This is a genomic window from Trinickia sp. (genome assembly GCF_051954495.1).
GTDB lineage: Bacteria > Pseudomonadota > Gammaproteobacteria > Burkholderiales > Burkholderiaceae > Trinickia.
Genome location: NZ_JBQCHR010000076.1, coordinates 1 through 16282 on the forward strand (window position 1 = coordinate 1; position 16282 = coordinate 16282).

15 protein-coding genes are annotated in these 16282 nt (G+C 62.7%); 6 read left to right on the forward strand and 9 right to left on the reverse strand.

From position 1 onward, the window contains the following. Positions 1-281: 281 nt before the first annotated feature. From ACTHNR_RS10475 to ACTHNR_RS10505, 7 genes are all read right to left on the reverse strand, one after another. Positions 282-1433, reverse strand: a complete 1152-nt coding sequence (locus tag ACTHNR_RS10475) for a porin (RefSeq protein ID WP_440547534.1) — start codon at positions 1431-1433, stop codon at positions 282-284. A 233-nt stretch (positions 1434-1666) separates the two neighbouring features. Continuing rightward, positions 1667-2410, reverse strand: coding sequence for a histidine utilization repressor (hutC, locus tag ACTHNR_RS10480; RefSeq protein WP_440547535.1), 744 nt, complete (start codon positions 2408-2410; stop codon positions 1667-1669). Then, on the reverse strand, positions 2388-3938 hold the full coding sequence (locus ACTHNR_RS10485) for an HAL/PAL/TAL family ammonia-lyase (protein WP_440547536.1): 1551 nt from the start codon (positions 3936-3938) through the stop codon (positions 2388-2390). Before ACTHNR_RS10485 ends, hutC begins: the two co-directional genes overlap by 23 nt. Before the next feature lie 28 nt (positions 3939-3966). Continuing rightward, positions 3967-4758, reverse strand: coding sequence for an ABC transporter ATP-binding protein (locus tag ACTHNR_RS10490; RefSeq protein WP_440547537.1), 792 nt, complete (start codon positions 4756-4758; stop codon positions 3967-3969). 27 nt (positions 4759-4785) lie between these two features. Then, complete coding sequence (locus ACTHNR_RS10495; RefSeq protein ID WP_440547538.1) at positions 4786-5532, reverse strand: ABC transporter permease; 747 nt, start codon at positions 5530-5532, stop codon at positions 4786-4788. A gap of 20 nt (positions 5533-5552) precedes the next feature. Next, the gene (locus ACTHNR_RS10500) at positions 5553-6275 is read right to left on the reverse strand and encodes an ABC transporter permease (protein WP_440547539.1); all 723 of its coding nucleotides are present in this window, start codon (positions 6273-6275) and stop codon (positions 5553-5555) included. Positions 6276-6317: 42 nt separating this feature from the next. Further along, a complete protein-coding gene (locus ACTHNR_RS10505; RefSeq protein WP_440547540.1) occupies positions 6318-7169 on the reverse strand; it encodes a transporter substrate-binding domain-containing protein in 852 nt (283 codons plus the stop codon). A gap of 339 nt (positions 7170-7508) precedes the next feature. On the opposite strand from ACTHNR_RS10505, the gene ACTHNR_RS10510 reads away from it, so the two are divergent. After that, on the forward strand, positions 7509-8996 hold the full coding sequence (locus tag ACTHNR_RS10510; RefSeq protein WP_440547541.1) for an MFS transporter: 1488 nt from the start codon (positions 7509-7511) through the stop codon (positions 8994-8996). Here the strand turns inward: ACTHNR_RS10510 and ACTHNR_RS10515 are convergent. Further along, on the reverse strand, positions 8990-9421 hold the full coding sequence (locus tag ACTHNR_RS10515; RefSeq protein ID WP_440547542.1) for a hypothetical protein: 432 nt from the start codon (positions 9419-9421) through the stop codon (positions 8990-8992). The two genes, ACTHNR_RS10510 and ACTHNR_RS10515, sit on opposite strands and share 7 nt — an antisense overlap. A gap of 104 nt (positions 9422-9525) precedes the next feature. Continuing rightward, complete coding sequence (gene dbpA, locus ACTHNR_RS10520; RefSeq protein ID WP_440547543.1) at positions 9526-10923, reverse strand: ATP-dependent RNA helicase DbpA; 1398 nt, start codon at positions 10921-10923, stop codon at positions 9526-9528. A gap of 485 nt (positions 10924-11408) precedes the next feature. Here dbpA and otsA point away from each other — a divergent pair, with 485 nt between their 5' ends. From otsA to ahpF, 5 genes are all read left to right on the forward strand, one after another. Beyond that, positions 11409-12806 carry an alpha,alpha-trehalose-phosphate synthase (UDP-forming) gene (gene otsA / locus ACTHNR_RS10525; protein ID WP_440547544.1) on the forward strand — a complete coding sequence of 466 codons (1398 nt, stop codon included), beginning with the start codon at positions 11409-11411 and terminating at the stop codon, positions 12804-12806. A 290-nt stretch (positions 12807-13096) separates the two neighbouring features. Then, on the forward strand, positions 13097-13351 hold the full coding sequence (locus ACTHNR_RS10530; protein ID WP_440547577.1) for a FitA-like ribbon-helix-helix domain-containing protein: 255 nt from the start codon (positions 13097-13099) through the stop codon (positions 13349-13351). Continuing rightward, positions 13348-13770, forward strand: a complete 423-nt coding sequence (locus ACTHNR_RS10535) for a type II toxin-antitoxin system VapC family toxin (protein WP_440547545.1) — start codon at positions 13348-13350, stop codon at positions 13768-13770. Before ACTHNR_RS10530 ends, ACTHNR_RS10535 begins: the two co-directional genes overlap by 4 nt. Before the next feature lie 240 nt (positions 13771-14010). After that, on the forward strand, positions 14011-14574 hold the full coding sequence (gene ahpC, locus ACTHNR_RS10540) for an alkyl hydroperoxide reductase subunit C (RefSeq protein WP_277426908.1): 564 nt from the start codon (positions 14011-14013) through the stop codon (positions 14572-14574). A gap of 108 nt (positions 14575-14682) precedes the next feature. After that, positions 14683-16281 (forward strand): alkyl hydroperoxide reductase subunit F, encoded by a 1599-nt coding sequence (ahpF, locus tag ACTHNR_RS10545; RefSeq protein ID WP_440547546.1) that lies wholly within the window; start codon positions 14683-14685, stop codon positions 16279-16281. The last annotated feature ends 1 nt before the right edge of the window (position 16282 follow it).

A 16282-nucleotide genomic window follows, 5' to 3' on the forward strand; every position in this document is an offset into this window, starting at 1 on the left:
CTAGATCGGTGGCGGTTACAGTAGCCATAGGGATCCCACAGCAAGATATTCCGCGTTTTACGTATTTTGTGCAATTTGTCCAACTTCGCGAAAAATGAAGACCCGCGCAGATGTGGGCGGGTCACGGACCGACATTCTGCCGAAGACCCGCGCTCGTGATCGAATCAGTTCGCAAAACCCGACTGTTTCACGCACGCGGCGACTCTTATGGCTGCGCCTCCGCGCGCAGCCATAGGACACCGACAAAAGGTTCCATCAGCGCAGCGCCCTAGCAGCCCGCCTCAGAACTTATGCCGCACCGCCAGACGCACCGCGATTTGGTTCGCCGTCGACGACGGCGCATCGGTACCGAGCACGAACGCTTGATCGAGGATCGAATTCGTCTTGTCGCCGGCGACGTGCTGATAGGCCGCTTGGGCGTAAACGTCGGTGCGCTTCGACACGTTGTAGTCGGCCATCAAACCGAGCTGGTGAATCTTCGACTCGGCATTGCCCGCCGACGAGTCGTCGTGCTGCAGCGACAGCGTGTACTCCGCGCCGAGCGAGAACGCCGCCGTCACCTGATATAGGCCGTTCACTTCGAAGTTCTGGTACTTGAGCGCATTCAGCGTGGTTCCCGAGGCGACGATCGCGCCGGGCGTGCCCAGATAGCCGTTGCCGGTCGGGTTCTTGTAGTTCGAATTCGTATAGACGAAGCCGACGGTCGCGGGCCCGAACGTGTAATTCACGCCCGCACCGAACACGCGCATGCGCTGGGCAATGAAGCTCGCGTCATTGGCCGTGATGGCGCCTGCCGAGCCGTTCCCCGGGTTATTCGCCTGCAAGTAGGCCGCCGCCACGAGCAGCCCGCCGCGCTGGTATTGCGCCCCCAGACTATAGGCGCGGTTATCCGCGAAGTTCGTGCTGTTGCTGAAGCTGTACGCGCCGCCGAATTGCAGACCGGCGAAGTTCGGGCTCGTGTACTTCACCGCGTTATCGAACCGGAACGAGTTGTCGGTATTGTCGTTGTCGTACGGGTGGGAGAACAGATAACCGGCCCAGTTGCCGTTGGACGTCAACGGCCCGACGTAGTCGACCATCGAATCGTATTGCCGCCCGAAGGTCACCGTGCCGTAGTGTTCGGCGCTCAAGCCGACGAACGCCTGACGACCGAACATTCGGCCGCCTTGTCCCAGCCGGCCCGAATTGACGTCGAAGCCGTTTTCGAGCTGAAAGAGCGCCTTGGTGCCGCCGCCGAGATCTTCGCTGCCCTGCAGGCCCCACCGGCTACCTTGCACGTAGCCGCTCTGCATCTCGTAGACGCGACTGCCCCCGACGTTGTTCGTATAGTTCAGCCCCTCGTCGATCACGCCATACAGAGTGACGCTGCTCTGAGCAAACACGGGCGAGGCGCAAGCAGCGGTGACGGCCAGCGCCATCAGCTTCATTTTCATTCGGATCTCCATTCATCGATGTTGCGTTGGTGTTGTCGACGGAGCCGACTTCGGTCCGTCGGGTAAGGCGCTTAAACGAAAACGGCAGATAGCGAGCCAACCGTCACACATATCGGCGGCGCGACGAGGCGAAGCGATGGTTAAGCGCGAATCTCATCGCCATATTGATTAGGAATCCTAATTTATTATACGGGCCGCCCCGAGGCGCCCGGGCCATGCCTCGACTTAGTCCGTCAAACGCTGCCGGTCAAATGGAAACGCGAGGCGGGATGCCAGAGTTTCACCGAAGTGGCCACCGACTTGCCGACCCAGGTGCGGCGCCAGACCAGCAAGCAGGGCTCGCCGATCTCCATCTCCAAGTAGCGTCGCACGTTCGCATCGGGCTTTTGCGCATAGATGCGGAATTCCGCGCGCTGGATCGGCGCCAATCTGACCATGTAGTGATTCGGCGTCTCCAACGTGAAATCCTGCTGCAGATAATCGGGAAACACGCGCGGATTCACGAACCGGTCCTCGTACTGGATCGGTTCGTCTTCTTCCGCATGCACGATACGCGAGTGAAACACCGGCCCCTTCTCCAGATCGAGTGTCGCCACCGCATCCGGATCGTCGCTGCGCTCGAGCGTGAGCACGCGCGCGCCATAGCGATGGCCGCGCGAGACGATCTCGTCGGCAATGTTCCGGATCTCCAGCACCGGAGATTCGTAGTGCCGCGGCGCGACGAACGTGCCAGAGCCTTGCACGCGCGTCAGCACGCGCTCGGTGGTCAGCTCGCGCAGCGCGCGCGAGACGGTCATGCGGGCTACCCCGAATTCCTTGACCAGTTCCGCCTCGGAAGGAATCATGTCGCCGGGCTTCCAGGTGCCGTTCGCGATACGGTCCACCACATAACGCTTGATCTGCTCGTAGGCCGGCAGACTTCTGCGCGGCGTTTCGGCGGGGTCTGCCGCGATCTCAGCTTGTACGTTCATATTCATCGTGTGTTCGACTAGGTCGCCTTTCTGGGTCGGCCAGCGGTGGAGGCGCATCCTCGGCGATCATCCGGAACACTCGGTTCATATCGTCCGCGAGTGGACGATCGTCCCGATAGGTCGGCACGAGACTGCGCACTTGCGCGCGCACCGCCTCGGTATAGGGCGATCGCGGCAAGTCGGCGGGTTGCAGATCATAGGCCTGCACGGCGGCGAGCAATTCTATCGCGACGATGCGCGTGCCATTTTCGACGATATTGAGCGCCTTCAAGGCCGCCGGCGTCGCATGGCACAGGTGGTCCTCCTGAAGCCCCGACGTCACGCCGCCGTCGAGGCTGGCCGGCGACGCCTCGCGGTGATTCTGCGCAACGAGCGACGCCGCCGTGTATTGCGCGATCATGAAGCCCGAACGCGTGCCCCCCTCCGCCGCGAGAAACGCCGGTAAGCCGCTCACGAGCGGGTTCACGAGCCGATCGATGCGGCGTTCGGACATGGCCGCCACCTGCGCCAACGCCACGCCAAGACTATCCATCGCCAGCGCAAGCGACGCGCTGACCGCATGCGCTTGCGAATACACGCTCGGGTTCTCGGGCGTACCGGCGACGATCGGGTTGTCGGTCACCGACGCCAGCTCTCGATCGACCGATTTCGCCACATCGGTAAAGACGTCGCGCGCCGCGCCGTGCACATGCGGAATGGCGCGCAAACTCAGTGAATCTTGCGTGCGCCGTCCCGCTGCCACGGCCAGGATGCCGCTGCCCGTCAACGCCCCGCGCAACCGCGCGCCCACGGTTTCGAGGCCCGGCGACACCCGGAATGCGAGCGATTGCGCGCCGAACGCTTCGAGCTGCCCTTGCAGATTTTCGAACGTCATGGCGGCCGCCACATCCGCCCAATCGAGCAGGCGCCGCGCACGCGCCAGCGCGAGCACACCAAGCCCCGTCACGCACGGCGTGCCGTTCACCAAGCTTAGCCCCTCCTTCGCCTCGAGCGACAGCGGTTCGAGGCCGAGCCGTTCCAGCGCCTGTGCGCCACTCATACGGGTGTCGTTCAAGCGGGCCCATCCGGCTCCTACACAGACGAGGGCGATATGGGCCATATGGCTCAAATATCCGACCGAACCGAACGCCGGCACTTCGGGGATGCAATCGGCCTCGAGCAGCGCAACGAGCTGGTGAACCACGGCGAGCCGCACACCGGAGCACCCATGCGCGAAGTTGTTCACGGCCGCGGCCATGATCGCGCGCACCGCCTCTCGCCCGAGCAACGGACCGACCCCGACCGCATGGCTCATCAGAATGTTGTGCGACAAATCGCGCTGCTTGGCCTCGGATACGACCGTATCGCATAACGCGCCGACGCCCGTATTGACGCCGTAGGCGCGAATCCCGCGCGCGACGATCTGTTCGACCAGGGCACGGGCCGCATCGATACGCGCGCAGGCATCACCGGAAAGTTCGAGCGGCGCCCCGGCGGCGATCTCGGCGATTGCCAGCCAATCGAACGGCTCGGCGGAACGAATGAGAGGGTTCATAATCTGCAAAAAAAACCTCAACGCGACGTCAGTGCGTCGCCCGATCCTGGTGGCTGGAGACGAACTGGCGGAAACGCTCCGATTTCTGTTCGCCGAATACTTCTTGCGGCGTACCGTCGAGCTCGACTCGCCCTTCGTGCAGAAACAGCACGCGATTCGACACGTGCCGAGCAAAGCCCATTTCATGCGTCACGACGAGCATCGTTCGGCCTTCGTCGGCGAGCGAGCGCATCACGCGCAGCACCTCGCCCACGAGTTCCGGATCGAGCGCGGAAGTGGGGTCGTCGAACAGCATGACTTTCGGATGCATGGCCAGTGCGCGCGCGATCGCGACGCGTTGCTGCTGGCCGCCCGACAAATGCGCGGGATAGTACCCGCGCTTATCTGCCATCCCAACCTTGGCGAGAAGCATTTCGGCCTCTTCCACCGCCTCGGCGCGACTGCGTTTGAGCACGCGCAACGGGCCCTCGATCAGATTGTCGAGCACCGTCATGTGCGACCAGAGGTTGAAGTTCTGAAACACCATGCCGAGCTGCGAGCGCATGCGATCGACCTGGCGGCGATCCGCCGGCTGCAGGCGTCCGTCGCCGCGTCGCTTCATCTTCAGCTCTTCGCCGGCGAGCGAAACGGAGCCGTCGTCCGGCGTCTCGAGCAAGTTCAGGCAGCGCAGGAACGTGCTCTTGCCGGACCCGCTCGCGCCGAGGATCGAGATCACGTCCCCCTCCTTGGCATCGAGCGATATGCCCTTCAGGACGTGGTGGTCGCCGAAGGATTTTTGAATATTCTTGACCGACAGCGTGACAGGTGCGGACGTATTCATGGGGTTCTCCGTCTAATGCGTGCCGAGCTAGCGTGAAGCGGCGCGGGCGAGATTGGCCGAAGCGGACGCGGGTGCTGGCCGCGTTGGCGCGCGCAGGTGCCGCGACAACCGTTTTTCAACCAAGCCGAGCACACGCACGATCGCAAAGTTCAAGCACAGATAGATCAACGCCGCGCACGCGAAGACTTCGGTCGTGCGGTAGGTCTGGCGGATGATGTCTTGCGCCACCGCAGTCACTTCCCAGACGGTGACGAGGCTCGTGAGCGCCGTCGATTTGACGAGCAGCACGGCTTCCGTCGAATAGGCCGGCAAGCACTGCCGCAGCGCGATCGGCGCGATCACGCGGCGCAACAGTTTGAAGCCCGACATGCCGATGGCGTAGCCGGCCTCGATTTGCCCGATGGGCACGCCCATCAGGCCGCCGCGAATGATTTCCGCCGTATAGCCCGCCGTGCACAGCGCGAGCGAGAGCACCGCGCACACGTAGGGCTCGCGCAGCAGCGGCCATAGCAGGCTGTGGCGAATGACGCCGAATTGGCCGAGCCCGTAGTAGATCAGGAACATCTGAATCAGCAGCGGGGACCCGCGGAACACGAAAATGTATAGGCGTGCAAAGCGGTTCGGCAGCCAATACGGCGAGACGCGCATCGCGACGATGACGAGCGAGAACAAACCGCCCAGCGCCAACGACGCGAAGAAGATCCCAAGCGTGTCCGGCACCGCCGCCAACAACCGGCACATGGTGTCGTAGAGGAAAGCGAAATCGATCGACATGTGTTATCCCCGGGCGGCGATCAGTTACGAGCAAAGTTACGTTTGAACGAGCGCCCGACGACCGCCTCCGCACGACCGAAGATACGATTCGACACCCCGGTAATCACGAGATACAGCACACCGCCGGCGATGAAGAAACCGAAGTAATCGTGCGTCGAGCCAGCGCCGACCTGGCTTTGACGCATGAGCTCGGCCAGCCCCGTTACCGAGATCAGCGCCGAATCCTTGAGGCTCATCTGCCATACGTTGCCGATGCCCGGCAGCGCGAAACGAAGCACCTGCGGGATCAGGATGCGGCGAAGCATCGTTCGCCGCGGCATCCCGATCGCCCGCGCCGCTTCGATCTCGCCAGGGGCGACCGCCAGCACCGCCGCGCGGTAGACCTCGGCCTGATACGAACCGGAGATCATGCCCACGGCGAATGCGCCCACCGCGAACGGCGGCACGCTCACGAACCCTTCGGCGCCGAACCAATGCCCAAGCGCCGAGACGAAGCTCGACCCGCCGAAATAGAACAGGTAGATCACGAGCAGTTCGGGCACGCCCCGAAAGACCGTCGTATAGCACTCCCCCAGAAAACCGGCAGCGCGGAAATGCGAGAGCTTCGCGGCCGCGACGATGGCGCCGAATACCGCGCCGATGGCTAGCGCAGCAAGCGTCAATACGACGGTCATCAACGCGCCGAGCAGCAATACCGTGCCCCACCCGTTGACGCCAAATCCGAACATTTCGAACGCATTCATGTTCCGCTCCGAATCTTCACGCTGCCCATTCCTTCATGCCGCTCAGGGTGCGACGTTCGTCTTGAACCACTTCTGGGAAAGGCGCGCGACCGTGCCGTCCGCGATCGCCGCCGCAATCGCCGTGTCGAATTTCGCCTTCAAATCGGCGTCTTGCTTGCGGAACGCCAACCCTTCGCCCGGCCCCCAGACCGGACCCGCGATTTCAGGGCCGGCCATCACGATCGACGCATTCTTGTTCGCGCCCGAAGTGAAATAAGTCACATCGTCGAACGATGCATCGATACGGCCGTTCGCGAGATCGAGATCGCGCTCGGGCGCAGTCTTGTATTGGCGAATCGTCGCGACGTCCTTGAAGTTGTTTTGGATGAAGTCGGTGTACACCGTGCCCGACTGAATGCCGATCGACTTGCCCTTCAAGGCTTTGCGCAGCGCCTCGACGCCGGGTTGCCCCGTGTGCGCGTTGTTGTCGAGTTTGACCACGACGGGCTTGGCCGCGGCCTTTGGGAGGATCGTCGTATCGGCCACGGCGAACGTCGCGGGTGTCGCGGCATAGGGCTTGGACAGGCCGATGATCTTCTCGCGCTCCGGCGTGATAGAGATGGCGTCGACCAGCACGTCGAATTTGCCCGCCTGTAGGCCCGGAATCATGCCGTCCCAGTCTTGCGTGACGAGTTTGCATTGCAGTTTGATGCGGGCGCACAGGTTCGCCATCAGTTCCGGCTCGAAACCGCTCAGCTTGCCGCCGGCTTCCGTCAGGTTCCACGGTGCGTAGTCGCCTTCGGTCGCCACCGTGACCGACGTCCATTCCTTCGCCTCGGCGGTCCCCGTCAGCAAAGCCGTACCCAGTACCGCACCGATCCATGCCTTGACGAGCATGGTGCGCTTCACGTTCATTTCGACACTCCTATTGCGTGGGAAAAGACTTGACTCGCACCGATGCCTGCTTTGCTGCGAGGTTGTATAGACAACATTGCACGAAACAAAAATGCGGATCAAGTGGAACCCCCATAAATTCGGCCTTTATTCGGGTATGCCCTAGCGTCTTATCGTCATATGAATTATGTTGTCTATACATTTTTGTTGTCCCAAAGGGCTAAGCGGCTCGGCACGGCGGGCAGTACATCGGCGACGCCGTGCGTCATACTGATTGCGAACTGCGCGCGCGTCTCTTCCGCCGAGTCACGAGCGGACGCGCTCTATTCCCCAGCCGGATCCATTGGGACGGGAGCGAATTTGGCCAGCCAAGACGTTTTCGATCGTCCGCGCGATACCGCGCACGCCGTCGCCGTGCAAGCGGCGCCCTGTGACGAACTGATCATTCGCACGCAGCCAACCACGGTCGACCGGCCGTGTCAGCGCAAACGTCGCGCACTGGCCGCGACGATCCTCGGTTCGAGCATGGCGTTCATCGACGGCTCCGTCGTCAATGTCGCGCTGCCCTCCATTCAAAGCGACCTAGGCGCGAGCGTTGCCGCCATCCAGTGGGTGGTCAACGCGTATCTGCTGTTTCTCGCGTCCTTGGTTCTCGTCGGTGGGTCGATGGGCGACAAACTCGGCCGACGCACGGTGTTCATCGCCGGCATCGGGCTCTTCTCGTTGGCCTCGGCCGCCTGCGGGCTGGCGCCGCACGCGGATGCGCTCATCGCCGCGCGCGCGGCCCAGGGCGTCGGCGCGGCGTTGCTCGTCCCGAGCAGTCTTGCCATCATCGGCGCGGTATTCGAAGGCGAAGCGCGCGGGCGGGCGATCGGCATTTGGACCGGAGTAGGCGCGATGATGTCCGCGGCGGGACCGGTGGCGGGAGGCTGGCTGGTCGATGCGTTTTCTTGGCGCGCGATCTTCTTTCTCAATGTGCCGCTCGCGGCGGTGACGATCGTCTTGGCCGCATCGTCCGTGCCGAACAGCCACAAACTCGATGCACCGCAAAAGCTCGACTGGCTAGGCGCGCTGACCGCGGCGGCGGGATTGGCCGCCCTCACCTATGGGCTCACAGCGGCCCCAGCGCGAGGATTCGCCGATCCGCTCGTCGCCGGGACGATCGGCGCCGGTGTGCTGGCGCTGGCCGCATTCGTGGCGATCGAAGCGAATAGCCGCCATCCGATGGTGCCGCTCGACGTGTTTCGCTCGCGCGAATTCACCGGCGCCAATCTTGTCACGCTGCTGCTCTACTTCGGCTTGGGCGGCTTGCTGTTTTTTCTGCCGTACACGCTGATCCGCGCGCATGCCTACACCGCTACGGAAGCGGGTGCCGCGCTGCTGCCGGTGCCAGTCATCATTGGGTCGCTGTCGCGCTTCACCGGGGGGCTGACGAGCCGCTATGGTCCGCGCGCGCTTCTGACGGCAGGCCCTTGCGCGGCCGGGATAGGCTTTGCGCTCCTGGCGCTGCCGCTCGCCCGCGGCGGCTATTGGTCCGGTTACTTCCCTGCACTGGCCGTACTCGGGCTGGGCATGACGATCACCGTCGCGCCGCTGACCACGACCGTCATGAGTTCGGTGCCGAACGAGCGCGCCGGCGTCGCCTCCGGCATCAACAATTCCGTTGCACGCGTGGCGAGCTTACTTGCGATTGCCGTTCTCGGCATCGTGTTCGTTGGGGCGCATGGCGCGCCGCTGCGTGCCGTCGCGCTCGTGTGCGCGGCGTGCGCGTTCACCGGAGCGGGGCTGGGCGCGGCCAGCATTCGGTCCAGGCCGGGCGATGGGGAGCCGCCGGCGCGTGATCAATGAAACGTCATCTTCGACGACTGCAGGTTCGTCAAGACACCGCCCTTGAACCGAAACCAGCCTGTCGAGCTTTGCAATACGACCTCATCGCCCTGCCAGAACACGCGCCTCACCGTCATGCGCTTGCCCAAACGCTGCACGAGCGGCGGATGGCGGCGGAAATCGTAGAGCACGGGGCCGCGATCGGTCAGCACCAGCGTGCGCACGACCGTATCGTTCGCCTGATCGACATCATCGAAATGCGTGAGCCGATTCGCGCCGAAGCGATCGAAAATTTCCGAGTCGAGCATCCCCGAGAATTCCGCGCCGGCTTGCAGGAACTGCAGCTTGCCCGAAGGCGTGACGAACGGACCGGGCTCATTGCTTTGCGCCCGAACGCCGGTGGCGAAACAGGTGGCCGCAAGCGCGGCTAGGAATAGTCGTTTCATGTCTTTTCTTCGATAGCGCGGCGTATGACGCCGGCACGCTCCCCAACGATCGATGCTCGGCTCGACGGCAACAAGCCAGTGCTTACAGGCCTGCCGATCGAGCTTCACTCATCCATCAACCGGACCTTGACCTTCTTGCCCTTGACCTTGCCCGCGTTGAGCTTGCGCAGCGCATCCCGTGCGATGCTTCGCTCGACCGCGACATAGGTCGAGTATTCGGTCACGTTGATCTTGCCGATCTGCGCGCTGCTAAAACCCGCTTCGCCGGTGAGCGCGCCGAGCACATCGCCGGGGCGAATCTTTTCTTTGCGTCCGCCTAGAATCTGCAGCGTTTCCATCGGCGGCAACAATGGGGCATTGTTTTCGGCCTTGAGTTCGGCAAGTGCGTGCCATTCGAGATCGCGCCCTTGCGCCTGTTCGATGCTGCCCACACGCCCCATTTCGTTCATGCTGACGAGGGTCAGCGCCCAGCCGTCCTGATCCGCGCGGCCCGTGCGGCCGATTCGGTGCACATGCACTTCCGGGTCCGGCGTCACGTCGACATTGATGACCGCTTCGAGCTGGGCCACGTCTAGCCCGCGCGCGGCGACATCGGTCGCGACGAGTACCGAGCAGCTTCGATTCGCAAACTGGATCAGCACTTGATCGCGCTCGCGCTGATCGAGCTCCCCGTGCAACGCCAGCGCGTGAAAGCCCTGCGCGCGCAGCACGTCAAGCAGATCGCGGCATTGCTGTTTCGTGTTGCAGAACGCCAGCGTGCTCACCGGACGGTAGTGGTTCAGCAACAGGCCGACCGCGTGCAGCCGCTCGTCTTCGGTCACTTCATAGAAACGCTGGCGAATCTTGCTGTCGTCGTGGCGCTCTTCCAACCTCACTTCTTTTGGGTTGCGCAAGAACCGCTGACTGAGCTTGGCGATGCCCTCCGGATACGTCGCGGAAAACAGCAGCGTTTGGCGCTCCTTCGGACATTGACCGACCACCTTCGCGATATCGTCGTAAAAGCCCATGTCGAGCATGCGGTCCGCTTCGTCGAGCACGAGCGTATTCAGAGCGCCGAGTGCAAGGCTGCCCCGCTCCAGATGGTCCATGATCCGCCCCGGCGTGCCCACGACGATATGCGCGCCATGTTCGAGGCTAGCGGTTTGCGGCGCCATGGGCGTGCCGCCGCACAACGTCAGCACTTTGATGTTTTCCTCGGCGCGCGCCAGGCGGCGGATTTCCTGCGTGACCTGATCGGCCAATTCTCGCGTCGGGCACAGGACCATGGCTTGCACGTCGAATCGGCGTGCGTCGAGCCGTGCGAGCAAGGCGAGCGAGAATGCGGCCGTCTTGCCGCTTCCCGTTTTCGCCTGGGCGATCAAGTCGTGCCCGGCGAGCGCGACCGGCAGGCTCATCGCTTGGATCGGCGTCATGGAGACATACCCAAGCCGGTCGAGGTTAGCGAGTACCGCAGGCGCGAGCGGAAGTTCGCTGAAAGGCGTGGCGATCGGTTTGTTTGTCATGAGGCGGCATTGCGTGGGATAAACGAACTGCCCGATGCCTTGGATAGCGCAAAAAGGCGCTTTCCCTAGCTTGGGCCAAGCACGCAGTTTACTCGTAACGGCGCGGATGCTCGAACGCCTCACATGGCCGAGTCGCGCCGCATCGTTTAAAATCCCGGTCGTACGCTCTTCTCATCGCTCTCGCATGCGTACTCGGCATCGTCAAACGATGCCCGTCGCTCAGGCGCCACGAGCGGCGTACGGCGTGTCGACGATGCGTTCGACCGCCTTCTCGAGCGTGCCGCGGTTTCACGGCCGCCCACCGTGCCGGATGACGTCGCAACGAGGTGCGATGCGCGGCGCTTTCCCTCTAGCCAAGACCTTCGCTGCCGATCCGATTCGAGCCCTTGGATTCAAGGTTCGCCGCAACGAAGGATCGAAGTGTCGTCGAAAGCATCGGGCATTGCTCGGTGCATTCGAACCACAACATAGCCAAAGGAGACCCGATGAGCCGTCTGGTTGTCGTTTCCAACCGCGTTGCAAATCCTCAAAAACCCGCCGCTGGGGGCCTTGCCGTGGCGGTCAGGGAAAGCTTGCGCGAAACCGGCGGTATCTGGTTCGGCTGGAGCGGTCGCCAACGGGAGGACGCATCCGACGAAGGGACTTGCACGAAGGTCAACGTTCAAACCGTCGGCAATGTCCAGCTCGCCACGGCCGATCTCACCCGAGAAGAATACGAGAACTATTATCTCGGCTACGCCAACAACGTCTTATGGCCGGTCTTTCACTACCGGCTCGACCTGGCACGATTCGACGAGCGATTCGCCGACGCCTATCGCCGCGTCAATCGAAAGTTCGCTCACGCATTGCACAAGCTGCTCAAGCCGGACGACGTGATCTGGGTGCACGACTATCATCTGATCCCGCTCGCCGCGGAATTACGCGCCTTGGGCTGCGAGAATCGAATCGGCTTCTTTTTGCATATTCCGGTTCCGCCACCTCAAATCTTCGCTGCCATCCCGGAGCATGCCTGGCTCGTTCGATCGCTGTTCGCCTACGATTTGATCGGGTTTCAAACGGAAAGCGATTTGACGCATTTCGCGCGCCACCTCGAAGCCGAAATCAACGTGGAGCGCTTGCCCGACGGAACATTCCGCGCATTCGGCCGAACCGCCAGACTGGCGGCGTTTCCGATCGGCATCGACATCGAGGAGTTCTCTAAACTCGCTCGAAGCCGCGAAGGAATGGACATGTTCGAGCGCATGCGAAAGGAATACTCGCGTCGGCAGCTGCTCGTCGGCGTCGACCGGCTCGACTATTCCAAAGGACTGCCGCAGCGCCTTCAAGCCTTTCGCCGCCTGCTCGAATGCCACGAAGAGAACCGCGACCGCGCGACGTTGATCCAGATCGCGGCGCCGAGCCGCGAAGACCTCGATGCGTACGACGATCTGCGTCGTGAAATGGACAGCCTTTGCGGCGCGATCAATAGCGACTATGGCGAACTCGACTGGATGCCCGTGCGCTACATTCATCGCAGCGTGGCGCGCAAGCGCCTGCCCGGTTTGTATCGCGCGAGCCGAGTCGCGCTCGTTACCCCGTTGCGCGACGGCATGAATCTCGTCGCGAAGGAGTTTCTCGCGGCCCAGGATCCGACTGACCCTGGCGTACTCGTCCTGTCGCGTTTTGCCGGCGCGGCGGAACAGCTCAAGGAAGCGGTGCTGGTGAACCCGTACGATACGCAAGAGATGGCCGAGGCCATCCAGCGCGCGCTGACGATGCCGATCCAAGAACGCGTGGAGCGGCATGCCTCATTGATGGCCACCATACGGCGCTACGACGTGCATTGGTGGCGCAAGCGCTTTCTCGATGAGTTGAAACAAGCCGTCGTGCCCTTGACTGCTTGAACGCAGGATTGTGCGCGACGGCTTCCTCCGGACTCAAGCGGCGCTGCGTCCATAACGTGATCGCGCGATTGCCCTTGGGCTGCATGAGCCCCCCCGTTCGACGTGCCGGAGCCGCACGAATGGGGCGCTCAAGGGCCGGCGAGACGTAGACTCCGAGGGTCTACCTTACCCCAACCCGCGCAATTCCCGCTCCGCGGGAGCTCCCTCGCCCAAGCCGCCGCCGCAGATAGCCTTGGCGACAGCAAATTGCTACAATTGACGTCATCGACAGCAGGACAAAGGAGTTGACGATGGCCGTTCTAACTGTACGCAACGTGCCCGACGACGTGCACCGGGCGCTAAGACTTCGCGCCGCCCAGCACGGGCACAGCACCGAAGCCGAAGTGCGGGAAATTCTCGCAAGCACTGTGAAACCGGAAAAACGCGTGCGATTGGGCGACGCTTTGGCCGCCTTGGGTCGCAAAGTGGGTCTAACGAATGAAGACTTCGCTGTCTTTGACGAGGGACGAGACAAGACGCCGGCGGAGCCGATGAGGTTTGAATGATTGTTTTGGATACCAATGTAGTTTCGGAAGCAATGAAGCCGGAGCCGGATGTCGCCGTCCGAGCTTGGCTCAATGAGCAAGCCGCCGAAACGTTGTACTTATCGAGTGTGACGTTGGCGGAACTGCTGTTCGGCATCGCGGCGCTGCCCACCGGCAAGCGCAAAAATCTGCTCGCGAATGCACTAGACGGCTTAACCGAGCTCTTCGAGGGACGCATATTGCCGTTCGACGTCGACGCCGTACGTCACCACGCGCGTTTGGCCTTCGCCGCCAGAAAGGCTGGACGCGGCTTCCCTACCCCGGACGGCTATATTGCCGCCATCGCGGTTTCGCGAGGATTCACCGTCGCGTCCCGCGACACGTCCCCCTATGAGGCGGGCGGGGTGCGGGTCATCAATCCGTGGACCTCTAAAAGCTGATCGGCCGGCTGCCGGCTTGGTTGGCACGCAGGCTGCGCGGGTGTGAATAGCCGTGGCGAATCGCGCGCGGCATCAGCCGCGGGCCCCGCCGCCGACGCCTTCGCCCGACCTATGATCCTGTTAGTCCGCCTTTATCGCTTAGATAGAAACTATCGAATTGAATTTGTTGTAAGATTTCATCAATATAGAGTCCGTCAACAACGGCACATGTTCCAACCCACCACTGTTCAAGGAAACTTCATGTCGCTTATCAACACCCAAGTCCAACCGTTCAAGGCCCAAGCGTTCCACAACGGCAAGTTCGTTGAGGTCACCGAACAGTCGCTCCTGGGCAAATGGTCGGTCGTGATCTTCATGCCGGCTGCATTTACGTTCAACTGCCCGACGGAAGTCGAAGACGCAGCCGAAAACTACGCCGAGTTCCAAAAGGCCGGCGCGGAAGTGTACGTCGTCACGACCGATACGCACTTCTCGCACAAGGTGTGGCACGAAACGTCCGAAGCCGTGGGCAAGGCGAAGTTCCCGCTCGTCGGCGACCCGACGCACCAACTGACCAACGCCTTCGGCGTGCACATTCCGGAAGAAGGCCTCGCGCTGCGCGGCACGTTCATCATCAACCCGGAAGGCGTCATCAAGACGATGGAAGTGCATGACAACGCGATCGCTCGCGATGTGTCGGAAACGCTGCGCAAGCTCAAGGCAGCGCAATTCGTCGCCGCCAACCCCGGCCAAGTTTGCCCGGCCAAGTGGAAGGAAGGCGCGAAGACGCTGACCCCGTCGCTCGACCTGGTCGGCAAGATCTAAGCATCGCCATCGCCGTCAATCGCATCGATGGATTGACGCGCCGGCCGGGCTGTCCCCGGCCGGCATTGAATCAGCCAGTTCGCAACTTCTCAAGCATCGAGGATCATCATGTTGGACGACAGCCTCAAGGGCCAATTGCAGGCCTACCTGCAGCGTGTGAACCAGCCGTTCGAACTCGTGGCGTCGCTGGACGAGCAATCGAGCTCGCGCGAGCTCGAGCAACTGCTGCGGACTATCGCCGAGCTGTCGGACAAGATCACCGTGCGCACTGACGGCGACGACGCGCGCAAGCCCTCGTTCAGCCTGAACCCCGTGGGCGGTGGTCAAAGCCTGCGCTTTGCGGCCATCCCGCTCGGGCATGAATTCACTTCGCTCGTACTCGCCCTGCTCTGGACCGGCGGCCATCCGCCCAAGGTCGAGCCGGAGCTGATCGAGCAAATCAAGGCGCTCGACGGCGACTATCGCTTCGAGGTCTATATGTCGCTCTCGTGCCACAACTGTCCGGACGTCGTGCAGGCGCTGAGCGTGATGGCCGTGCTGAACCCGCGCGTCAAGACCGTGGTGATCGACGGCGCCCTGTTCCAAAGCGAAGTCGACGAGCGCCAGATCATGGCCGTGCCGAGCGTCTATCTGAACGGCGAAATGTTCGGCGCGGGCCGCATGGACCTCGCGGAAATCGTCGCCAAGCTCGACACCGGTTCGGCCCAGCGCGACGCGGCCAAGCTCGACGCCAAGAACGCCTTCGACGTGCTGATCGTCGGCGGCGGCCCGGCTGCATCGGCGGCGGCGGTGTACGCCGCCCGCAAAGGCATCGACACCGGCATCGCCGTCGAACGCATGGGCGGCCAAGTCAACGATACGCTGTCGATCGAAAATTACATCTCCGTGCTCGAAACCGACGGCCCGAAGTTCTCCGCGGCCCTCGAAGCGCAAGTGCGCCATTACGGCGTCGACATCATGTCGCAGCAACGCGCCGTCGAGTTGATTCCGGCGACGCAGCCGGGCGGCCTCGTGACCGTGCGGATGGAAAACGGCGGTACGTTGAAGAGCCGCAGCGTGATCGTGTCGACCGGCGCGCGTTGGCGCAACGTCAACGTGCCGGGCGAGCAGGAATACAAAAACAAGGGCGTGGCGTACTGCCCGCACTGCGACGGGCCCCTCTTCAAGGGTAAGCGCGTGGCCGTGATCGGCGGCGGCAACTCGGGCGTCGAAGCCGCGATCGACCTGGCTGGCATCGTCGCACATGTCACGTTGATCGAATTCAACGATCAGTTGAAGGCCGACGCGGTGCTGGTGGCCAAGCTCGGCAGCCTGCCGAACGTCACGGTGCGAGTGAACGCGCAAACGACCGAGATCACCGGCGACGGCAACAAGGTCAACGGACTGCGCTTCAAGGACCGTGCGAGCGGAGAAGAACACACGGTCGCGCTCGAAGGCGTGTTCGTGCAGATCGGCCTCGTGCCCAACACCGAGTGGCTCAAGGGCACGGTTGAATTGAGCCGGTTTGGCGAGATCGTCGTCGACGCCAAGGGGCAGACGAACGTGCCGGGCGTGTTCGCCGCCGGCGACTGCACGACGGTGCCGTACAAGCAGATCGTGATCGCCGCGGGCGATGGCGCCAAGGCAGCGTTGGGCGCATTCGACTACCTCATCCGCACGCCCGAGGCGAGCGAAGCAGCGCAAGTCGCCAGCACAGCCGAGGCGTAAG